This is a genomic window from Streptomyces sp. NBC_00090 (assembly GCF_045160815.1).
Lineage (GTDB): Bacteria > Actinomycetota > Actinomycetes > Streptomycetales > Streptomycetaceae > Streptomyces.
Window position 1 is genome coordinate 3,776,826 of record NZ_CP108224.1, and the last position, 18,146, is coordinate 3,794,971.

Annotated in this window: 17 protein-coding genes; 9 read left to right on the top strand and 8 right to left on the bottom strand. The window is 71.7% G+C overall.

The window, feature by feature from the left end:
* Nucleotides 1–34 precede the first annotated feature (34 nt).
* Nucleotides 35–640 (top strand): 5-formyltetrahydrofolate cyclo-ligase, encoded by a 606-nt coding sequence (locus tag OG361_RS16540; RefSeq protein ID WP_405854297.1) that lies wholly within the window; start codon nt 35–37, stop codon nt 638–640.
* On the opposite strand, the gene OG361_RS16545 is transcribed toward OG361_RS16540, so the two are convergent.
* Nucleotides 630–3,377 (bottom strand): penicillin acylase family protein, encoded by a 2,748-nt coding sequence (locus OG361_RS16545; protein WP_405854299.1) that lies wholly within the window; start codon nt 3,375–3,377, stop codon nt 630–632. The two genes, OG361_RS16540 and OG361_RS16545, sit on opposite strands and share 11 nt — an antisense overlap.
* 259 nt (nt 3,378–3,636) lie before the next feature.
* On the opposite strand from OG361_RS16545, the gene OG361_RS16550 reads away from it, so the two are divergent.
* The 6 genes from OG361_RS16550 to mscL all read left to right on the top strand — a co-directional run bounded on the left by OG361_RS16550 (nt 3,637) and on the right by mscL (nt 9,541).
* Complete coding sequence (locus OG361_RS16550; protein ID WP_405854301.1) at nt 3,637–5,205, top strand: potassium/proton antiporter; 1,569 nt, start codon at nt 3,637–3,639, stop codon at nt 5,203–5,205.
* 251 nt (nt 5,206–5,456) lie between these two features.
* Nucleotides 5,457–6,728: an MFS transporter gene (locus OG361_RS16555; protein ID WP_405854303.1), complete on the top strand. Its 1,272-nt coding sequence runs from the start codon at nt 5,457–5,459 to the stop codon at nt 6,726–6,728.
* 68 nt (nt 6,729–6,796) lie between these two features.
* Complete coding sequence (locus tag OG361_RS16560) at nt 6,797–7,147, top strand: FmdB family zinc ribbon protein (protein WP_405854305.1); 351 nt, start codon at nt 6,797–6,799, stop codon at nt 7,145–7,147.
* 136 nt (nt 7,148–7,283) lie between these two features.
* The gene (locus OG361_RS16565; protein WP_405854307.1) at nt 7,284–8,129 is read left to right on the top strand and encodes an S-methyl-5'-thioadenosine phosphorylase; all 846 of its coding nucleotides are present in this window, start codon (nt 7,284–7,286) and stop codon (nt 8,127–8,129) included.
* A gap of 257 nt (nt 8,130–8,386) precedes the next feature.
* Nucleotides 8,387–8,878 carry a hypothetical protein gene (locus OG361_RS16570; RefSeq protein ID WP_405854309.1) on the top strand — a complete coding sequence of 164 codons (492 nt, stop codon included), beginning with the start codon at nt 8,387–8,389 and terminating at the stop codon, nt 8,876–8,878.
* Nucleotides 8,879–8,995: 117 nt separating this feature from the next.
* On the top strand, nt 8,996–9,541 hold the full coding sequence (gene mscL / locus OG361_RS16575) for a large conductance mechanosensitive channel protein MscL (RefSeq protein WP_405854311.1): 546 nt from the start codon (nt 8,996–8,998) through the stop codon (nt 9,539–9,541).
* A 19-nt stretch (nt 9,542–9,560) separates the two neighbouring features.
* Here the strand turns inward: mscL and OG361_RS16580 are convergent, their stop codons facing one another.
* The 7 genes from OG361_RS16580 to OG361_RS16610 form a co-directional block, all read right to left on the bottom strand.
* Nucleotides 9,561–9,782: a hypothetical protein gene (locus OG361_RS16580; RefSeq protein ID WP_384572008.1), complete on the bottom strand. Its 222-nt coding sequence runs from the start codon at nt 9,780–9,782 to the stop codon at nt 9,561–9,563.
* A 132-nt stretch (nt 9,783–9,914) separates the two neighbouring features.
* The gene (locus OG361_RS16585) at nt 9,915–10,310 is read right to left on the bottom strand and encodes a hypothetical protein (protein WP_384572005.1); all 396 of its coding nucleotides are present in this window, start codon (nt 10,308–10,310) and stop codon (nt 9,915–9,917) included.
* Entirely contained in the window at nt 10,307–10,963 is a 657-nt protein-coding gene (locus OG361_RS16590) for a Rieske (2Fe-2S) protein (RefSeq protein ID WP_405854314.1), read from the bottom strand. The genes OG361_RS16585 and OG361_RS16590 overlap by 4 nt, the downstream gene beginning before the upstream one ends.
* On the bottom strand, nt 10,960–11,562 hold the full coding sequence (locus OG361_RS16595) for a 4Fe-4S dicluster domain-containing protein (RefSeq protein ID WP_405854316.1): 603 nt from the start codon (nt 11,560–11,562) through the stop codon (nt 10,960–10,962). Before OG361_RS16595 ends, OG361_RS16590 begins: the two co-directional genes overlap by 4 nt.
* Nucleotides 11,563–11,569: 7 nt before the next feature.
* Entirely contained in the window at nt 11,570–13,894 is a 2,325-nt protein-coding gene (locus OG361_RS16600) for a molybdopterin oxidoreductase family protein (protein ID WP_405854318.1), read from the bottom strand.
* Nucleotides 13,891–14,961: an MFS transporter gene (locus OG361_RS16605; RefSeq protein ID WP_405862284.1), complete on the bottom strand. Its 1,071-nt coding sequence runs from the start codon at nt 14,959–14,961 to the stop codon at nt 13,891–13,893. The genes OG361_RS16600 and OG361_RS16605 overlap by 4 nt, the downstream gene beginning before the upstream one ends.
* Nucleotides 14,962–15,124: 163 nt before the next feature.
* Nucleotides 15,125–15,400, bottom strand: a complete 276-nt coding sequence (locus OG361_RS16610) for a hypothetical protein (protein WP_405854320.1) — start codon at nt 15,398–15,400, stop codon at nt 15,125–15,127.
* 39 nt (nt 15,401–15,439) lie between these two features.
* Here OG361_RS16610 and OG361_RS16615 point away from each other — a divergent pair, with 39 nt between their 5' ends.
* A complete protein-coding gene (locus OG361_RS16615) occupies nt 15,440–16,615 on the top strand; it encodes a low temperature requirement protein A (RefSeq protein ID WP_405854322.1) in 1,176 nt (391 codons plus the stop codon).
* 329 nt (nt 16,616–16,944) lie between these two features.
* A complete protein-coding gene (locus OG361_RS16620) occupies nt 16,945–18,042 on the top strand; it encodes a P1 family peptidase (protein WP_384571985.1) in 1,098 nt (365 codons plus the stop codon).
* Nucleotides 18,043–18,146 lie beyond the last annotated feature (104 nt).

Consider the following 18,146-nt stretch of genomic DNA (forward strand, 5'->3'; position numbering starts at 1 on the left):
TTACGAGAGTTTCGTGAATTCACATGAGGCCGTCATGACACCTGAGATGTCCGAAAAGACCCTGCTGCGCAGTCGACTTCTGGCCGCCCGAGCCGCACTGAGCGCCGAATCCCTCGCGCACACGGCCGAATCCCTCGCCCGCCGGGGAGTGGAACTGGCCGAACTCGCCGAGGCGTCCACCGTCGCCGCCTACGTCTCCGTGGGCCGCGAGCCGGGCACGCGCGCCCTGCTGGACGCGCTCCACGCGCGCGGGGTGCGGGTCCTGCTCCCCGTCCTCCTCCCCGACAACGACCTGGACTGGGCCGCGTACGAGGGCCCCGAGCGCCTCGCGAAGGCCGGCCGCGGACTGCTCGAACCGGTCGGGCCCCGGCTCGGCCCCGAGGCCGTCTGCGCCGCCGACGCCGTCCTGCTGCCGGGGCTCGCGGTCGACGCGCGCGGGATGCGGCTCGGGCGGGGCGGCGGCTCGTACGACCGGGTCCTCGCCCGGCTCGCGCGGGCCGGCGCCGACCCGGCGCTCGTGGTCCTCCTGTACGCGGACGAGGTGGTCGCCCGGGTCCCGGAGGAACCGCACGACCACCCCGTGCACGCGGTGGTGACCCCGGAGGGCGTCACCCGCTTCCGTACCGCCCCTACGACTTGAGGACCAGCGTGTCCTTCGTCGCCGCGTCGACCGCCGCCTTCCCGTAGGCCCAGTCGAAGAGCTCGCCCTTCGCCCACGTGTCCGTCTGGTCGGTGTAGTGGGAGTCGAAGGCGTGGCCCGAGGCCCCGGTCAGGTTGACCCACCGGGACCTGTCCCAGTCGCCGACGTTGACCACCATCCGCATCGACGGCACCCAGATCACCTCGTAGCCGCCGGCCGCGTTCCAGCCGGTCGCGTCGACCGCCGCCTCGCCGCCGCCCAGGTTCCACGGGCCGCGGTTGAGGAGCTGCTGCACGAGGCCGGGTCCGGCGGTGCCGAGGGTCTGGTTCTTCAGGGTCAGCTGGTGCAGCCGGCCCCAGCTCCAGGTGGAGATGTCCTTGCCGAGCTTGGCGGTCAGCTCCCAGCGGGCGTCCTTCATGGCCCGGGCGAGCAGCTGGTCACGGGTCTCGGTGGCCGCGTCGGTGCGGCTGCCGGCGGTCGTCCACCACTCGCTGTCCTCCTGCTTGAGGAGCGGGCGGACCACCTCGTACCAGCGGTCGCCGCCGTCCGGCTGCGCCGAGTCGGGGTCGCGCTGGCCGCACTCCCGGACGAGCTTGTTCTGCTCGTCGACCGGGCCGGTGGCGTCGGCCGGGCGCACGGTGATGCAGTCGCCCTCGACGCGGAGCTCCTTGGGCAGCTTGTTCCCGAAGGCGAGCTTGAGGACGTTGCGCCAGACCGCGTTGAAGTAGGCGGCGGCGGCCGAGTCGGGCTCCTGGGTGTAGTCCCAGCCCTCCAGGAGCTTCTGCGCCTCGCGGACGTACGGGTCCGAGATGTCGATCTTCAGCAGGAGCGGGTTGAGCAGCGTCGCGATCTCGCTGCGGTTGTCCGTCTGCATGGTCCGCATGTCGTCCGGCGAGATCTTTCCGCCGTCCTTGATCTTCGACTCGATGAGGTCGTTGATCCGCTGGCTGCGCGAGCCGTAGCCCCAGTCCTTGGTGAGCAGGTCCGGGTAGGTCTTCTCGTCGATCACGGCCTGGTTGGCGGTGACGACGTAGCCGCGCTCCGGGTCGTACTCGTACGGCAGCTGCTCGAAGGGGATGTACCCCTTCCACCGGTAGGAGGAGTCCCAGCCCGGGGCCGGGAGGGTGCCCTCGCCCTTGGTGCGCTGCGGGATCTTGCCCGGGGACTGGTAGCCGATGTGGCCCGCGGTGTCGGCGTAGACCAGGTTCTGCGAGGGGACCTCGAAGTTCTTGGCCGCGGCCCGGAAGGTGGTGAAGTCCTTGGCGCGGTCGAGCGCGAAGATCGCGTCCATCGACTTGCCGGGCTGGAGCGCCGTCCACTGGAGGGAGACGCCGTAGCCGGTGCCGCGGTCGGGGGCTGCGTTGCCGACGGGGGCCTTCTGGCCGACCTTCTCCAGCTCGGAGTTGCGGTCGGAGACGAGGGGGCCGCGGTCGGTGGAGCGGACCGTGATCTTCCGGTCCTCGCCGCCCGCGACCTTGATGACCTCCTCGCGGCTCTTGAACGGCTTGACCTTGCCGTCGACGAGGTAGCCGTCGGGGCCGATCTTCTCCAGGTAGAGGTCGGTGACATCGGCGCCGAGGTTGGTGAGACCCCAGGCGATCTTGTCGTTGTGACCGATTATCACGCCGGGCATGCCGGAGAAGGTGTAGCCGGCGACGTCGTAGCGGCAGGTGGCCGAGACCGAGCGGCAGTGCAGACCCATCTGGTACCAGAGGGACGGCAGCTGGGGCGCGAGGTGCGGGTCGTTGGCGAGGAGCGGCTTGCCGGAGGTCGTGTACTTCCCGGAGACGACCCACGAGTTCGAGCCGATGCCGTTGCCGTTGGGGCCGAGCAGGGCCGGGATCCCGTCGAGGACCTCGGAGAGCGCGCCGAGCTGGGAGCCGATGCCGTCGGAGCTCCCGGAGGAGCCGCCCGGGCCCGTGCCCGGGGTGTCGCCGGTGGTCGCCCCGTCGCCCTCGCCGGCCTCGGCCGCCGGGTCGAACGTCCCGGTCGACTCGTCGACCGCGCCCTTGTCCATGATCGGCTGGTGGAGCGCGTACGGGTACGCCGGGTACAGCTCCTTGATCTGGCTCGCGCTCAGCCGGCTCGTCATCAGCGAGCGGTCGATCTCGTCCTGCATGTTGCCGCGCAGGTCCCAGGCCATCGCCTTGAGCCAGGCCACCGAGTCGACCGGGGTCCACGGCTCGATCGCGTAGTCGTTGGTGAAGGACAGCGCCGCGTACTCGACCGAGATGTCCTCGGGGGCCCGGTCCTTGAGGTAGGCGTTGACGCCCTCCGCGTAGGCCTGGAGGTACTTCTTCGTCTCGGCCGACAGGACCGTGTCGTACTCCTGCTGCGCGACCCGGCGCCAGCCGAGCGTGCGCAGGAAGGAGTCGGTCTCGACCTGGCCCTCGCCGAACATCTCGGAGAGCCGGCCGGCGGTCACGTGCCGCCGGACGTCCATCTCGTAGAAGCGGTCCTGCGCCTGGACGTAGCCCTGGGCGCGGAAGAGGTCCGTCTCGTTGTCCGCGTAGATCTGCGGGACGCCGTTCGCGTCCCGCTTGACCTCGACGTCGGCGGAGAGGCTGTCGAGCCTGATCTCGCCCGTGGTCTGCGGGAAAGAGGCCCGGACGGTGCTGACCCCCCAGTACCCGGCGAATCCGATGCCCGCGGCCAGCGCAAGGACCAGGAGCAGGACGATCAGGCGGGCGCGCCGCCCCTTCTTCTTGGCGGGGGGCGCGGTCGTGTTGGAGGGCATCGCTGTCCTTCGAGGGGCAGGGTGGTCCTGGAGTACGGGAGCAACCTTAGGCGCAGCGTCCGGAGCGACCGGACTCGGTGTCAGGAAGAGAACCGTACTGATGAGCGGGCCGACGCAAAGAAGGCGTCAAGAAAACGTTAAAGATTAGGTAAGGTAACGAAGTGTCGGCCGCTGGAGGAACGATCCAGCTGCATGCGAGGGGAAGGAACGGCCACTGACTGTCCACGAGCTCAACGAACTTCTGCTCATCTGCTCGCTGGTGTTGCTGATCGCCGTCGCGGCCGTGCGGATCTCGTCGCGGAGCGGGCTCCCCAGCCTGCTGCTCTACCTCGGGATCGGTATCGCGATAGGGCAGGACGGCATCGGCAACGTCGCCTTCGACAACGCGGAACTGACGCAGGTCATCGGCTATGCGGCCCTCGTCGTGATCCTCGCCGAGGGTGGCCTCGGCACGAAGTGGAAGGAGATCAAACCGGCCCTGCCGGCCGCCGTCGTCCTCTCCACCGTCGGGGTCGCGGTCAGCGTCGGCATCACGGCCACCGCCGCCCACTACCTCGTCGGCCTCGAATGGCAGCAGGCGCTGATCATCGGCGCCGTCGTCTCCTCCACCGACGCCGCCGCGGTCTTCTCCGTCCTGCGCAAGGTGCCGCTGCCCTCCCGGGTCACCGGTGTCCTGGAGGCCGAGTCGGGCTTCAACGACGCCCCCGTCGTCATCCTCGTCGTCGCCTTCTCCACCGCCGGACCCGTCGACGCCTGGTACGTCCTCGTCGGCACGATCGCCCTGGAGCTGGCCATCGGCGTCGCCGTCGGCCTCGCCGTCGGCTTCCTCGGCGCGTACGGGCTGCGGCACGTCGCCCTGCCCGCCTCCGGCCTCTACCCGATCGCCGTCATGGCCATCGCGGTGACGGCGTACGCGGCGGGAGCCCTGGCCCACGGCTCCGGCTTCCTCGCCGTCTACCTGGCCGCGATGGTCCTCGGCAACGCCAAACTGCCGCACGCCCCCGCCAACCGCGGCTTCGCCGAGGGACTCGGCTGGATCGCGCAGATCGGCATGTTCGTCCTGCTCGGCCTGCTCGTCACCCCGCACGAGCTCGTGCACGACTTCTGGCCCGCCGTCGTCATCGGCCTGGTCCTGACGGTGGTCGCGCGGCCGATGGAGGTCCTGGTCAGCCTGGCGCCCTTCCGGATCCCCTGGCAGGAGCAGGCCCTCATGTCCTGGGCCGGCCTGCGCGGAGCCGTCCCCATCATCCTCGCCACCATCCCGATGGTGTCGCAGATCGACGGCAGCGAGCGGATCTTCAACATCGTCTTCGTCCTCGTCGTCGTCTACACCCTGGTCCAGGGCCCGACCCTGCCCTGGCTGGCGAGGGCGCTGAAGCTGGGCGACTCCTCGGAGGCCGCCGACCTCGGCGTCGAATCCGCTCCCCTGGAGCGGCTGCGCGGCCACCTGCTCTCCGTCGCCATCCCCGAGGGCTCACGGATGCACGGCGTCGAGGTCGCGGAGCTGCGGCTCCCGGCCGGAGCGGCGGTCACCCTCGTCGTACGGGAGGAGAAGAGCTTCGTACCGGGGCCGGCGACCGTGCTGCGCCGCGGCGACGAGCTCCTCGTCGTCGCGACCGACCCGGTGCGGGACGCCACCGAACGACGACTGCGTGCGGTCGGACAGGGCGGCAAGCTCGCCGGCTGGCTGGGGACGGGAGGCGCCGCGGTGACCACGAAGCCCGGCTCCACGGCGATGCGCTTCCACCTTCCCGGCAGCCACGAAAGCGGCGAAGCCAGCCGCGAAAGCAGCCGTGAAGCCGGGCGCGAACGCAAAACATCCGGTTAATCCCAGGCATTAATTCAGGTGCGGGAGCGTTTTCCCAGGCGGGAAGACGCTCTTCCCTGTACCATGAAGGCACACCTGATCGAACCAACTCTGCCTGACGCAGAGCTGGCGCGACCGTATGGCGGCCGAGGCGCCCCTCCGCAGTGGGGCCGGCCCGGTATCTACCGCAGTTCCGCGCATGAGGACAGCTCTCGGCTACGCCCGCACCACCGTGCCGGGGCGCGCTACCAGGCGGCGGAAAGGCAAGGACCGTGGCGTCCACGGTCAACACGGACAAGCGGCCCGGCTACGGCCAGCTGCTGCGCACACCCGGTGCGCTGTCCTTCCTGCTCCCCGGCTTCGCCGCCCGGCAGCCCTTCGCGATGCTGACCATCGGCATCGTCCTGCTCGTCCAGCACACCACCGGCTCGTTCGGCAGCGCCGGAGCCGTCGCCGCCGTCACCGGCGTCTCCATGGCGCTCTTCGCCCCGCAGAGCGGCAAGCTCGCCGACCGCTTCGGCCAGCGCGCCGTCCTCGTCCCCGGCGTCCTCGTCCACACCGCCTCGGTCTCGCTGCTCGTGGCACTCGCCCTGGCCGGCGCCCCGCTCTGGGCGCTGTTCCTGGCCGCCGTGCCCGCCGGCGCCTCCGTACCCCAGGTCGGACCGATGGTCCGGGCCCGGTGGGCGGCGAAGCTCGACGGCAAGCCGCTGATGCCGACGGCCGCGGCCTTCGAGTCCGTCACGGACGAGTTCACCTTCGTCGTCGGCCCCGTCCTCGCGACCGCCCTGTGCACCGGCGTCCACCCGGCCGCGGGCCTGATCGCCGAGGCCGGCCTCACCCTCGTCGGCGGCCTGTTCTTCGCCGCGCAGCGCGCCACCCAGCCCACGTTCGGCGTCTCCGCGGCCACCGCCGCCGAGCCCCACCGCTCGGCCCTCTCCATCCCCGGCGTCCGCGTCCTGATCGTCGCCTTCCTCGGCATCGGCTCCGTCTTCGGCGGCATGCAGGTCTCCCTGACCGCCTTCACCGAGGAGATCGGCAACCCCGGCGCCAACGGCCTGCTGTACGGGGTCTTCGCCGCCGGCAACATGCTCGCCGGCATCGCGATGGGCGCCGTGGCCTGGAAGACCGGCCCCCGCCGCCGCCTCATCCTCGGCTACGCCGGGCTCACCGTCGCGGCCTCCCTGCTGTGGACCGCGCACTCCGTGCTCATCCTCGGGGCACTGGGCCTGGTCGTGGGCCTGTGCATCGCCCCGGCCCTGATCACCGGCTACACCATCGTCGAGACCCTGATCCCGGCGTCGGCCCGTACCGAGGCCTTCACCTGGCTCACGGGCGCCGTCGCGCTCGGCCAGGCCGCGGCCGTCACGGTCGCCGGCCGCCTCGCCGACGCCCAGGGTTCGAGCGCCGGGTTCCTCGTGCCGATGGCGGGCACCGTGCTCGCCATGGCCACGCTCCTCGCCCTGCGGTCGCGGCTGAAGCCGCGCGAGACCAGTCGGGTCGCCGCGCGTGGTATCGGTCACCGCGTGCCGGTGGCGGTGGACTGATCCCACGGAATGCGTCACTATGGATCGTCGTTAGCACTCGATGAGTGTGAGTGCCAGGAGGAAGTCAAGTGCCGACCTACCAGTACCAGTGCACCGAGTGCGGCGAAGGCCTCGAGGCGGTGCAGAAGTTCACCGATGACGCGCTGACCGAGTGCCCGAGCTGCAAGGGACGCCTGAAGAAGGTGTTCTCGGCCGTCGGCATCGTCTTCAAGGGCTCCGGCTTCTACCGGAACGACAGCCGTGGCTCGTCGTCCAGCAGCTCGCCGGCCGCGTCGAAGTCCTCGACCCCGTCCGCTTCGTCCTCGACGTCCTCGACGTCGGACTCAAAGCCGGCCGCGTCGACCGCGTCGTCTTCCTCGACGTCCTCGGCTTCGTCGTCCTCGTCGTCGAGCGCCGGAAGCTCGACCTCGGCCGCCTGATCCGTTCCTCACCGAGGGCCCCGTCGCGTGCGCGCGACGGGGCCCTCGGTGTTTCCCGGGCCTCCGTCCAGGGCCTGTCCGGCGGATCAGGGCCAGCCCGGCCATGATCCGCCGGACAGGCCCTAGGGTGATCGCCATGGCGACCCATGATGCTTACGCGGACATAGGTGTGATCGGCGGCTCGGGCTTCTACTCCTTCCTGGAGGACGTCACGGAGGTGTCCGTGGACACCCCGTACGGCAGCCCCAGCGACTCCCTCTTCCTCGGCGAGATCGCGGGCCGGCGGGTCGCCTTCCTCCCCCGCCACGGCCGGGGCCACACCGTCCCGCCCCACCGGATCAACTACCGCGCCAACCTCTGGGCGCTGCGTTCCGTGGGCGTACGGCAGGTCCTCGGGCCCTGCGCCGTCGGCGGGCTCCGCGAGGAGTACGGACCGGGCACCCTCGTCGTACCGGACCAGCTCGTCGACCGGACGAAGGCCCGGGCGCAGACGTACTTCGACGGGGAGCGGCGGGCCGACGGGGCCGTGCCGAACGTCGTCCACGTGACCTTCGCCGACCCCTACTGCCCCGACGGGCGACGGGTCGCGGTCAAGGCCGCCCGGGGGCGGGGCTGGGATCCGGTGGACGGCGGCACGATGGTCGTGATCGAGGGGCCCCGCTTCTCCACCCGGGCCGAATCGCGGTGGCACGCCGCCGCGGGCTGGTCCGTCGTCGGCATGACCGGCCACCCCGAGGCGGTCCTCGCCCGTGAGCTGGGCCTCTGCTACACCTCGCTCGCGCTGGTCACGGACCTGGACGCGGGCGCCGAGACCGGCGAGGGCGTCTCCCACACCGAGGTGCTGCGGGTGTTCGGCGAGAACGTGGGGCGGCTGCGGGAGGTGCTGTTCGACGCGGTGGGCGCGCTCCCGGCGACGGTGGACAGGGACTGCCTGTGCATGCGGGCACACGACGGCTGGGACCTGGGGATCGAGCTTCCGTAGGGTGCTCAAACCGCCCTCAGGGGTGAGGGAGTTGTCCACAGGCGGTGGGTGATCCCCAGGCCGGAGCGAGGATGCGGCGGGGTCGGGAGAGTGGGGCGTGGCCCTTCTCCCGACCAGGATCGGCGGTACCCGCGATGACCACCACTTCCTTCTCTCCCACGTCTCCTCCCACTTCCTCCTCTCCCGCGTCTCCTCCCGCGTTCTTCTCTTCCGCGTCCTCTCCCGCGTCCCCCCTTTCCTCCGTTCCGGCGCCGTGCGTGGTGCCGGCCTTCGAGCCGGTACGGAGCGGGGGCGCCCGGCGCGGGCCGCTCAGGGCGCTGCGCCGGGCCCTCGGCCGGGGGCGGCGCACCCCGGCCGTGCTCCTGGCGCTGGCCGTCGCCGCCCTCGCCGCGACGAGCGCCGGTTCGGGATCGGGAGCCGCGCCGCCGGGGCCCACCGTGACGCCCCGCGCGCGGCCGCCCGCCGCCGTCCGGATGGTGTCCGCGCCGGTACGGATCGCGGACGCCGAGACCGTGCGGCTGCTGCGGCCCGGCGACCGGGTCGACGTGATCGCCGCGCCCAACTCCCCGATGGGCGGCGCCGGTGAGGCCCACGTGGTCGCGACGGGCGCCCGAGTGGCCGAAGTTCCGCGGTCGGGTGAGACTCGATCGGACGGAGGGGCGCTCGTCGTCCTCTCCGTGCCGCGGTCGACGGCGGCGGCGCTGGCGGGTGCCGGTGTCACCTCCCAACTGGCGGTGACACTGTGCTGATTCGCACTGACTCACTGTCAAGTCACCGGTCCGTGTGTACGGATTGGACGCCTCTGCGTCGATCACGGCGTAATGGCTCCGCACGCAGCACACGCGACGACAACGAAAGGCACCTTGGTGGCCGAGAAGAAGGAAAGCTTGCTCGGAGGCTTCAAGGCCTTCCTGATGCGCGGCAACGTGATCGATCTGGCGGTCGCGGTCGTCATCGGCGCCGCGTTCACCAACATCGTGAACTCGGTCGTCAAGGGGATCATCAACCCACTGGTGGGCGCCTTCGGCACGAAGGACCTGGAGAGCTACTCGTCCTGCCTCAAGGACCCCTGCAGGGTGGTCAACGGCGAGATGCAGGGCATCCAGATCCAGTGGGGCCTCGTCCTCAGCGCCGTCCTGAGCTTCCTGATCACCGCGGCCGTCGTCTACTTCCTGATGGTCCTGCCGATGGCCAGGATCCTCGCCAAGCGCGCGGCGCACGACAAGGCGAAGGAGGGCGTCGCGGAGACGATGGAGATCAGCGAGCTGGAAGTGCTCAAGCAGATCCGCGACCACCTCGTCACCCAGCGCGGCCCCTCCTCCATCGGCACGGGCACGGGCACGGGTTCCGGTACGGGTTCGGGCTCCGGTTCGGGGTCCGGCGGCGGCGCGGGGACGCACCCCACCTCCTGACCGGCGGAGCGCGCCGGGATCAGAGGTGGTGCGGCGGCTTCTCGTCGAGGAAGCGCGCGAGGTCGGCGGCGCTGTCGCTGCCGGCCGGAGGCCGCTCGCCCCATCCGCGGTCCGTGTCGTCCGCGGACTGCTGGTCCAGCGGATCGTCGAAGACGAGTACCGGCTTCGGGGTGTTCTCGGGGCTGTGTCGGGAGCCGGGCCGCTTCGCGTCTCGCGGGCCGTGGGCGGGGGCGGTACTCATACCTTCAGGGTACGCCCGCCACCCCGCCCCGCACCCCTCTGATCAGCGGTCCTCTGATCAGCGGTCCTCTGATCGGCTGTCCTCGGTCACGAGGTCCTTGGATCAGCGGTCCTCGCATCATCCGTCCTCAGATCAGCGGTCCTTCGGGTCGATGAGCCAGAGGCCGAGGACCACGAGGAACGACAGGCAGAGGAAGCCGGTGCCCCACCACGCGGTGCCGGTGTCTCCCGCCATCCACTCGTCCACCACGATCGTCAGCCCCCAGAGCTGGCCGATGACGACCGTGAGCGCCAGCGTGAGACGGGCGGAGAGCTTCGAGGAGCGCTCCGGTTCCTGCTCCGTGCCGGCTCCCGGACCCGGGCCGGTGTGCCGGACCCGGGGGTCGCCGTAGCCGCTGGTGGGCCGGATCTGCGGATAGCGCTCGTGCACCGGCCTGTTCAGTCGCGGCTCGGCGCTGCCGGGCGTGTAGGCCGGCGGCCGCGGGGGTTCCGGTGCCGCCGGGTCCCTCGGGAACGGGGTCTCGCTCATGTCCGCTCACTCCTCTCGGCCTCCGCGCCCGCGGCGACGCCGGGGCAGCCGAGGCGTTCGGCGAGCTCCGGGCGGGTTCCGCCGAGCTGGCGGCACAGGCCCTCGCGGGCGCTCTCGCCCGAGCGTGTGGTGCCGATGGCCCAGACGCTGCCGTCGGCCTCCTCAACGAGCAGCACCTTCGGCAGCCCGCGCGGCGGCGGGCCGGCGGTGACCTCTCCCGTACGGGCGTCGAAGATCCCCTCGTGGCAGGGGCAGTACAGCTCGCCCTCGCTGCCCCGCTCCTTGCGCCACAGCACTGCGCAGGCGAGGTGCGTGCAGACGGCGGAGTAGCCGGCGAGGGTGCCGTCCTCCAGGCGGACGGCGACCGCTCGGTCCTCGTCCCCGGGGTAGCGGAAGGCCAGGGACTCGCCGGGCAGGATCTCGTCGGCGATCCGCTTCGGCTCGGGGGCCCCGTCGCCGTCGCCGTGCCGGTGGAGGATGCCGGAGGCGACGGCGACGCCGCCGACGGCCAGGCCGCCGGAGACGGTCGCGACGATCCGCAGGTAGTCGCGGCGGGTGGTGAGCGAGTCGGCGGCGATCCGGTCGCGGAGCGCCTCCTGCGCCGCGTCGGCCCCGGGGTCCGGCGCGGGCGGCTGGGGGTCGGTGACGCTCATCGGCGGACGTCCCTTCCGTTGATCTCGACGACGGGGAGGCCGCCGGGGACCGGCCATTGGACCTTGTCGGCGGGGACGACCATCGCCACGCCCGTGGTGACGGTCGTGGAGCCGAAGGTGAAGGAGTCGGCGACCTGCACACCGGGGCGTTCGGCCTGGAGCTCTTCGAGGGTTCCGTAGAAGAGGGCGCCGGTGGGGCAGACGGTGGCGCACATGGGGGCGAGTCCGTAGGCGGTGCGGTCGTAGCAGAGGTTGCACTTCATCTGGAGCTTCGCCTGGAGGTCGATCTTGGGGACGCCGAAGGGGCAGGCGTTGACGCAGTTGGCGCAGCCGATGCAGCGGGTGGTGTCGGCCTGCTGCACGACGCCGTCGGCGGTGACGAGGATGGCGTCGGCGGGGCAGACCTCGGCGCAGGGGGCGACGGGGTCCTCGCAGTGCATGCAGACGGTGGGGAGGGAGGCGACGGAGTGGCCCTCGTCGGGGTAGTCGAGGTGGATCATCGACTTGCCGCGGTGGGAGTCGCATTCGCGGCAGGCGGAGACGCAGGCCTGGCAGCCGATGCAGCGGCCCGGGTCGATGAAGATCGTGCGGCCCATCATGTGCGGGTCAGCTCCTCTCCGAGGTGCCGCGGCCCTGGGGGGAGGTGGGGGGCAGCGGGTCGGTGCGGGAGACCTGGGTCTCCGGGTAGGCCTGGTGTCCGGGAGCGGTGGGCGGGGCGGGGACCTCGTCGATGCGTTCGGCGGCCTCGATGCGGGCGGCGCAGACCTTGTACTCCGGGATCTTGGAGCGCGGGTCGAGGGCGTCGATGGTGAGGGCGTTGGCCGCGGTGGGGACGGGCCAGTGGTAGGGGACGAAGACGGTGTCGGGGCGGATGGCCTCGGTGACGAGGGCGGGGAAGACCTCGCTGCCGCGGCGGGTGACGACGCGGACGGGGTCGCCGTTGCGGAAGCCGTGGGAGGGGTGGACCTCGACCCAGGGGCGGGGGGTCTGTTCGACGAGGGCGCCGAGCCGGCGGGTCTGGTTGCCGGAGAGGAAGTGGGCGACGGTCCGGCCGGTGGTGAGCGAGAGGGGGTACTCCTCGCTGTACGGGTCCATGGGCGGGTGCCATTCGACGACCTGCAGGTGGATCTTGCCGTCGGGGTGGTAGGTCGTTCCGTCCTCGAAGAGGCGCGGGGTGCCGGGGTGCTCGGTGCTCGGGCAGGGCCAGGCGATGCCGCCGGTCTCCTCCAGGCGCTCGTAGGTGATGCCGTAGTAGTCGTTGACCGTGCCCGCGGAGGCGATGCGGAGCTCCTCGAAGACGGAGCGGGAGTCCGGGAAGTCGAACTTGTCTCCCGCGCCGAGCCGTTTGGCGAGTTCGCACATGACCCAGGTGTCGGTGCGGACGCCGGCCGGGGGCTCCTGGGCCTTGTTGTGCTTGACGACCCGGGCCTCGGCGTTGGCCATGACGCCCTCGTCCTCGGCCCAGACGGTGACGGGGAAGACGACGTGGGCGTTGGCGGCGGTCTCGGAGAGGAAGAAGTCGAACTGGGCGTGGAACTCGAGGGTGTCGTAGCCGTCCTTGACGGTGGCGTAGTTGGGCAGGGAGACGAAGGGGTTGTTGCAGATGCCGACGAGTCCGCGGATCTCCCGGCGCTGCATCTGCCAGACCATCTCCATCATGGAGGTGCCGGCGAGGGGGAGTTCGGCCTCGTCGACGCCCCAGATCTCGCAGATCTGGCGGCGGTGCTCGGGGTTGGTGATGGAGCGGCCGCCGGGCAGCAGGTCGGACTTCTGGCCGTGTTCGCGGCCGCCCTGGCCGTTGCCCTGGCCGGTGATGGTGCCGTAGCCGGCGCCGGGCTTGCCGATGTGCCCGGTGGCGACGCAGAGGTTGATGATCGAGAGGCAGTTCTCGACGCCCTGGGAGTGGTGTTCGACGCCGCGGGCGTGCCAGGCCATGGCCTTGCCCGCGCCGGCGAACATGCGGGCGACCTGGACGATCTGTTCCTCGGGGACGCCGCAGATCTGGGCGGAGCGGGAGGGCGGATAGTCGGCGACGGTCCTCCTGACCTCCTCCCAGCCGGTGGCGTGGGCGGCGAGGTAGGTCTCGTCGGTGAGGCCTTCGGCGACGACGACGTGGAGGACGGCGTTGAAGAAGGCGGAGTCCGTGCCGGGCTTGATGGCGACGTGGACGTCGGCGGTGCGGGCGACGGCGGTCTCGCGGGGGTCGACGACGATGAGGGTGGCGCCGCGGTCGCGGGCTCCCCACAGGTACTGGGTCATCACCGGGAAGCACTCGCCGACGTTGGAGCCGGCGATGAGGAGGCAGTCGGTGAGGAGGATGTCGGAGAAGGGGTTGCCGGCGCGGTCGATGCCGAAGGCGAGTTTGTTGGCTCCGGCGGCGGAGACCATGCAGAGACGGCCGTTGTAGTCGACGTGCCGGGACTTGAGGGCGACGCGGGCGAACTTGCCGACGAGGTAGGTCTTCTCGGAGAAGAGGCTGGCGCCGCCGAGGAGCCCGAAGGCGTCGTTGCCGTACTCGCCCTGGATGCGGCGGATCTCGGCGACGGTGTGGTCGAGGGCCTCTTCCCAGCTGACCTCGCGGAACTCCTCGTCGCGGTTGCTCCGCATGAGGGGGGCGGTGAGCCGGTCGGGGTGGTTGACCTGCTGGTAGGCGTTGATGCCCTTGGGGCAGAGCCGCATGCGGTTGATGTCGTGGTTGCGGGGCTCGACGCCGAAGACCTTGCCGCCGCGGTCGACGCGGAGGTACATGCCGCACTGGACGCCGCAGAAGCAGCAGTGGGTGGGGACGAGCGTCTCGCCGTTCTGGTCGGCGTGCCAGCGGTCGGCGGGGATGCCGCCGGCGTCGCGGAAGTTGCGGGTGCCGGGCGGTGCGAGGGAGGGATCGAGCGGCAGCGGCTGCCCGGGGGTGGTCGCGGGGTCGGTCGCGGTCACTTGAAGCCCTTCTTGACTTGGTCGAGGTAGGCGTTGCCGCGAAGGACGCGCTTGCAGCGGGGGCAGTACTCGGCCCACTCGTCGAAGCCCAGGTCGAGGTCGCGCATGGTGCCCTGGAGGTTCTCGACGTAGGGGGCGGTGTCGATGGGTTCGTGGCAGCGGCGGCAGCCGAGGACCGCTTCGTCCTTGCGGCGGGAGGTGTACTTGAAGAGCTGCATGCCGACGGCCGCGGGCCGCTGGACGATGTGGAAGAACTTCCCGAAGGGGATGTAGATGAGGGTGAAGACGACGGACACCATGTGGAGGACGGCGAGGAACTCGTAGTCGCCGCCGTGCAGGAAGATCGACGAGAAGGTGAGCAGCAGCCCCGTCACGGAGATGACGATGAGGGCGATGAGGGGCACCAGGTCGTAGGCGAAGCGCTGGCCGGTGATGGCTCCGCGGTCCTTCATGCGGCGCCAGAGGAAGTAGGCGGCGCCGGCGATGACGAGGACGGCGGCGATGTCGAGCCCGTGGAACATGAGCCAGCCGAGGACGCTGAGGGCGTCGAAGCCGATGATCTTGAAGCCCCAGATCCGCATCTCGTAGCCGGGTCCCGAGCCGGTGGACGAGGTGAAGGTGAACCAGCCCCAGGTGAGGGGGAAGGTGATCGCGGCGGCGAGCAGACAGCCCCAGAAGACGAGTTGGTGGGCGGCCCAGCGGGCGTGGGAGCGGGCGCCGAGGAACTTCTGGAAGCCGAGGTAGGTGGCGATCATCCTGGGCAGGGCGGTGGGTGCCCTGCGGAAGTTCGCGGCGGAGAAGAAGGAGCGCCAGCCCTGCCGGAAGAGCCGGCGGGCGCCGGGGGCGGAGATCCAGACGGTGTAGCGGTAGGCGACACCGAAGGCGAGGAAGACCGTGGCGACGGCGTAGGGCAGGAGGGCCGAGTCGAAGTCGCGGAGCAGGCGGCTGCCGAGGACGATCGCGAGGATCAGGAGCACGGAGACGACGACACCCACGAGGGACGCTCGGCGGCGCACGGCGGCGGGGGTCTGCGGCGCGGGGCCGGCGGCCGAGGGGCCACCGGCCACGGGGGTGGTGGGGGCGGGGTCTCCTGCCGGGTTTCCGGGTGTGGGGCTCGGCTCGGCTGTCTGCGGTGGCTCGGTCACGCGGCCACGGTAAGTGCGTACGTCCGGTTTCGTCCTGTTTTGAGAGGTGCCGGGGTGGGCGCGTCGCTCGGACGGCGCGCAGGTCTCAGACGGCGTACAGGCCGTGGGAAAGGAAGACCTCGCGGACCTCGGTGACCTGCTCGGGCGTCGGGGACGGGGTGTCGTGCAGGGTGAACGGCTTGGCGAGTGCCTGCCACTTCGCTTCGTCGAGCTTGTGGAAGGGGAGGATGTCCACGCGGGAGACGTTGAGGAGCTCTCCGAGCAGATCCGCGCCCTCGGCGAGCTCAAGGCGATGCCCGCTCCCATCCCCGTCCCCGTACGAGTACGACGTCGCCGTCCCCGTCCCCGTACCGCGTGGCATACGACAGGACGCGCCGACCCCTCTGCTGTGCTGGGGCGCATGACACAACCGTTCCTCCCCCTCACCGCGCGCTCCCGCGAGGAGTCGCACCGGGCCGCCACCCCTCTGGAACTCTTCTTCGACCTCTGCTTCGTCGTCGCCGTCGCGCAGGCCGGCGCCGAGCTCGTGCACGCGGTCGCCGAGGGCCACACCGGCGAGGGGATCCTCAACTACGCGATGGTCTTCTTCGCGATCTGGTGGGCGTGGATGAACTTCACCTGGTTCGCCTCGGCCTACGACAACGACGACGTCCTCTACCGCGTCGTCACGCTCGTCCAGATCGCCGGCGTCCTCATCCTCGCCGCCGGCGTCTCGCGCGCCTTCCAGGAGCACGACTTCCTCGTCGTCTACCTCGGCTACCTCGTCATGCGGCTCGCGCTCGCCTTCCAGTGGCTGCGCGCCGCCCACCACGCCACCGACCCCGCCGAGCGCACGATGTGCCGCCGGTACGCGGGCGGGGTCGTCGCCGTCCAGATCGGCTGGCTCGCGCTGGTCCTCGCGCCCGAGCCCGCCCGGGGCTGGATCTTCCTCGTCATGGCGCTGGCCGAGATGGCCGTGCCCGTGTACGCGGAGAAGGACGCCCCGAGCACCTGGCACCCGCACCACATCGCCGAGCGGTACGGGCTGTTCACCATCATCGTGCTCGGCGAGACCGTCGCCGCCGCGACCGTCGCCGTGAAGTCCGGCGTGGTCGAGAACGACGCCCTCGGCGAGCTCCTGCCGATCGCCGTCGGCGGCCTCCTCCTCGTCTTCGCCGCCTGGTGGATCTACTTCGTCGTGCCCGCCCACGACCGGCTGATCTCCAGCCGCCAGGGCTTCCTCTGGGGCTACGGCCACTACGTCATCTTCGCCTCGGCCGCCGCCGTCGGCGCGGGCCTGGAGATCGCCGTCGAGCAGGCCGTGGGCGAGGCCCACCTCTCGACGCTCGCCGCGTCGGCCGCCGTGACCATCCCGGCGGCCGTGTTCCTGCTCTCCGTGTGGCTGCTGCACGCGCGCTACTTCAAGATCGGCATCGCCCAGCAACTGGTCCTGCCCGTCGCCTCGCTCGCCATCCTGCTGTGCACCTTCGCGGGCAGCTGGGCGGTCCTCGCCGCCGGACTCGTCGCGGCGGCCACGGTCGCGACCGGGGTGACCCTGACCGCCCGGAACCCGGCGACCCGCGCCAGGGCCGTCTGAGGCCCTGGAGGGTCCGCCCGCCCCTGGGTGACGATCCGGCCATGATCCTGGACCCGGTGACGCGATGGCGAACAGCGCCTTCGTGGTCGTCTCCGGGCTCCCCGCCAGCGGAAAGACCACCCTGGCCCGCGCCGCCGACGGGGTCGGCGCTCGCCTCAGGGGGTGAGCGCTGCCCGGGCCAGGCGCCGCCAAGGGCTGTCGGCGCCCGGTCGGCGTCGGCGGGCCCGGTCGCCCGTCTCGGCCCCAAGCGCTGGGCCAAGGTGCTGCGCCAGGCGCTGAGCCATGAGCTGAGCCAGGCGCTGGCCCAAGCCGCATGGTAGGCAGGGGACATGACACAGCCCGAGGAGACGGACAGGCCCGGCCGGGACGCGATCACCGATGTGGGCGGGGTGCGCGTGGGGCACGCGCGCGTGGCCGGGCCCGGGGCGCTGAGCGGCACCACGGTCGTCCTGGCCCCGGAGGGCGGGGCCGTCGCCGCCGTGGACGTCCGGGGCGGCGGGCCGGGCACGCGGGAGACGGACGCCCTCGACCCGCGGAACGTGGTCCAGCGGATCGACGCGGTCGTCCTGACCGGCGGCAGCGCGTACGGCTTGGACTCGGCCGGCGGGGTCATGGCCTGGCTGGAGGAGCGGCACCGGGGCGTGCGGGTGGGCCCCGACCCGTCCCACGTGGTGCCGGTGGTGCCCGCCGCTTGCGTCTTCGACCTGGGGCGGGGCGGTGACTTCTCGGCCCGCCCGGACGCGACGACGGGGCGGGCGGCGGCGGAGGCCGCCGACGCGAGCGGGGACCACGCGCGCGTGGAGACGGGCGCGGTCGGCGCGGGCACCGGCGCCGTGGTCGGCGGAATGCGGGGCGGGGTGGGGACGGCGAGCACGGTCCTGGAGTCGGGGATCACCGTCGGCGCGCTGGTCGTCGTGAACGCGGTCGGTTCCGCCGTCGACCCGGCGACGGGCGTCCCGTACGGCAGCTACTTCGAGGGCGGGCCCGAGGGCGGCAGGCCCGAACTCCCGGCGGAGGCGGTGCACGAGGCGGCTCTGCGGCGGCTCGCGGAGGCCCGGGCGGCGAGCGCGCCTCCCCCGCTGAACACGACGCTCGCGGTCGTCGCCACGGACGCGGTGCTCACCCGCGCGCAGGCGCAGAAGGTCGCCGGTACGGCGCACGACGGCATCGCGCGCGCGGTGCGTCCGGTGCACCTGATGAACGACGGGGACACGGTCTTCGCGCTCGCCACCGGGCGGCGCGAGCTGCCGGAGGAGGCCGGTCCGCTCGCCCTGAACGAGATCCTGGCCGCCGGCGCGGACCTGGTGACCCGGGCGATCGTCCGGGCGCTGCTCGCGGCGCCGGGCGGGCTGCGCGGCCCGGGCGGCGACTTCCCCTCGTACGGCGAGCTGTACGGCCCCGGTGCGAACCCGGCGAACCCGTCCTGATCGCCACCCCGTCACCACCGTACTCCCGGTAACTACAAGGGAGTTGACGGAGAACCCGGCGGGAACTTCCGGTGTGCGCCCTTCGTTTTGCTGAACCCCGGACA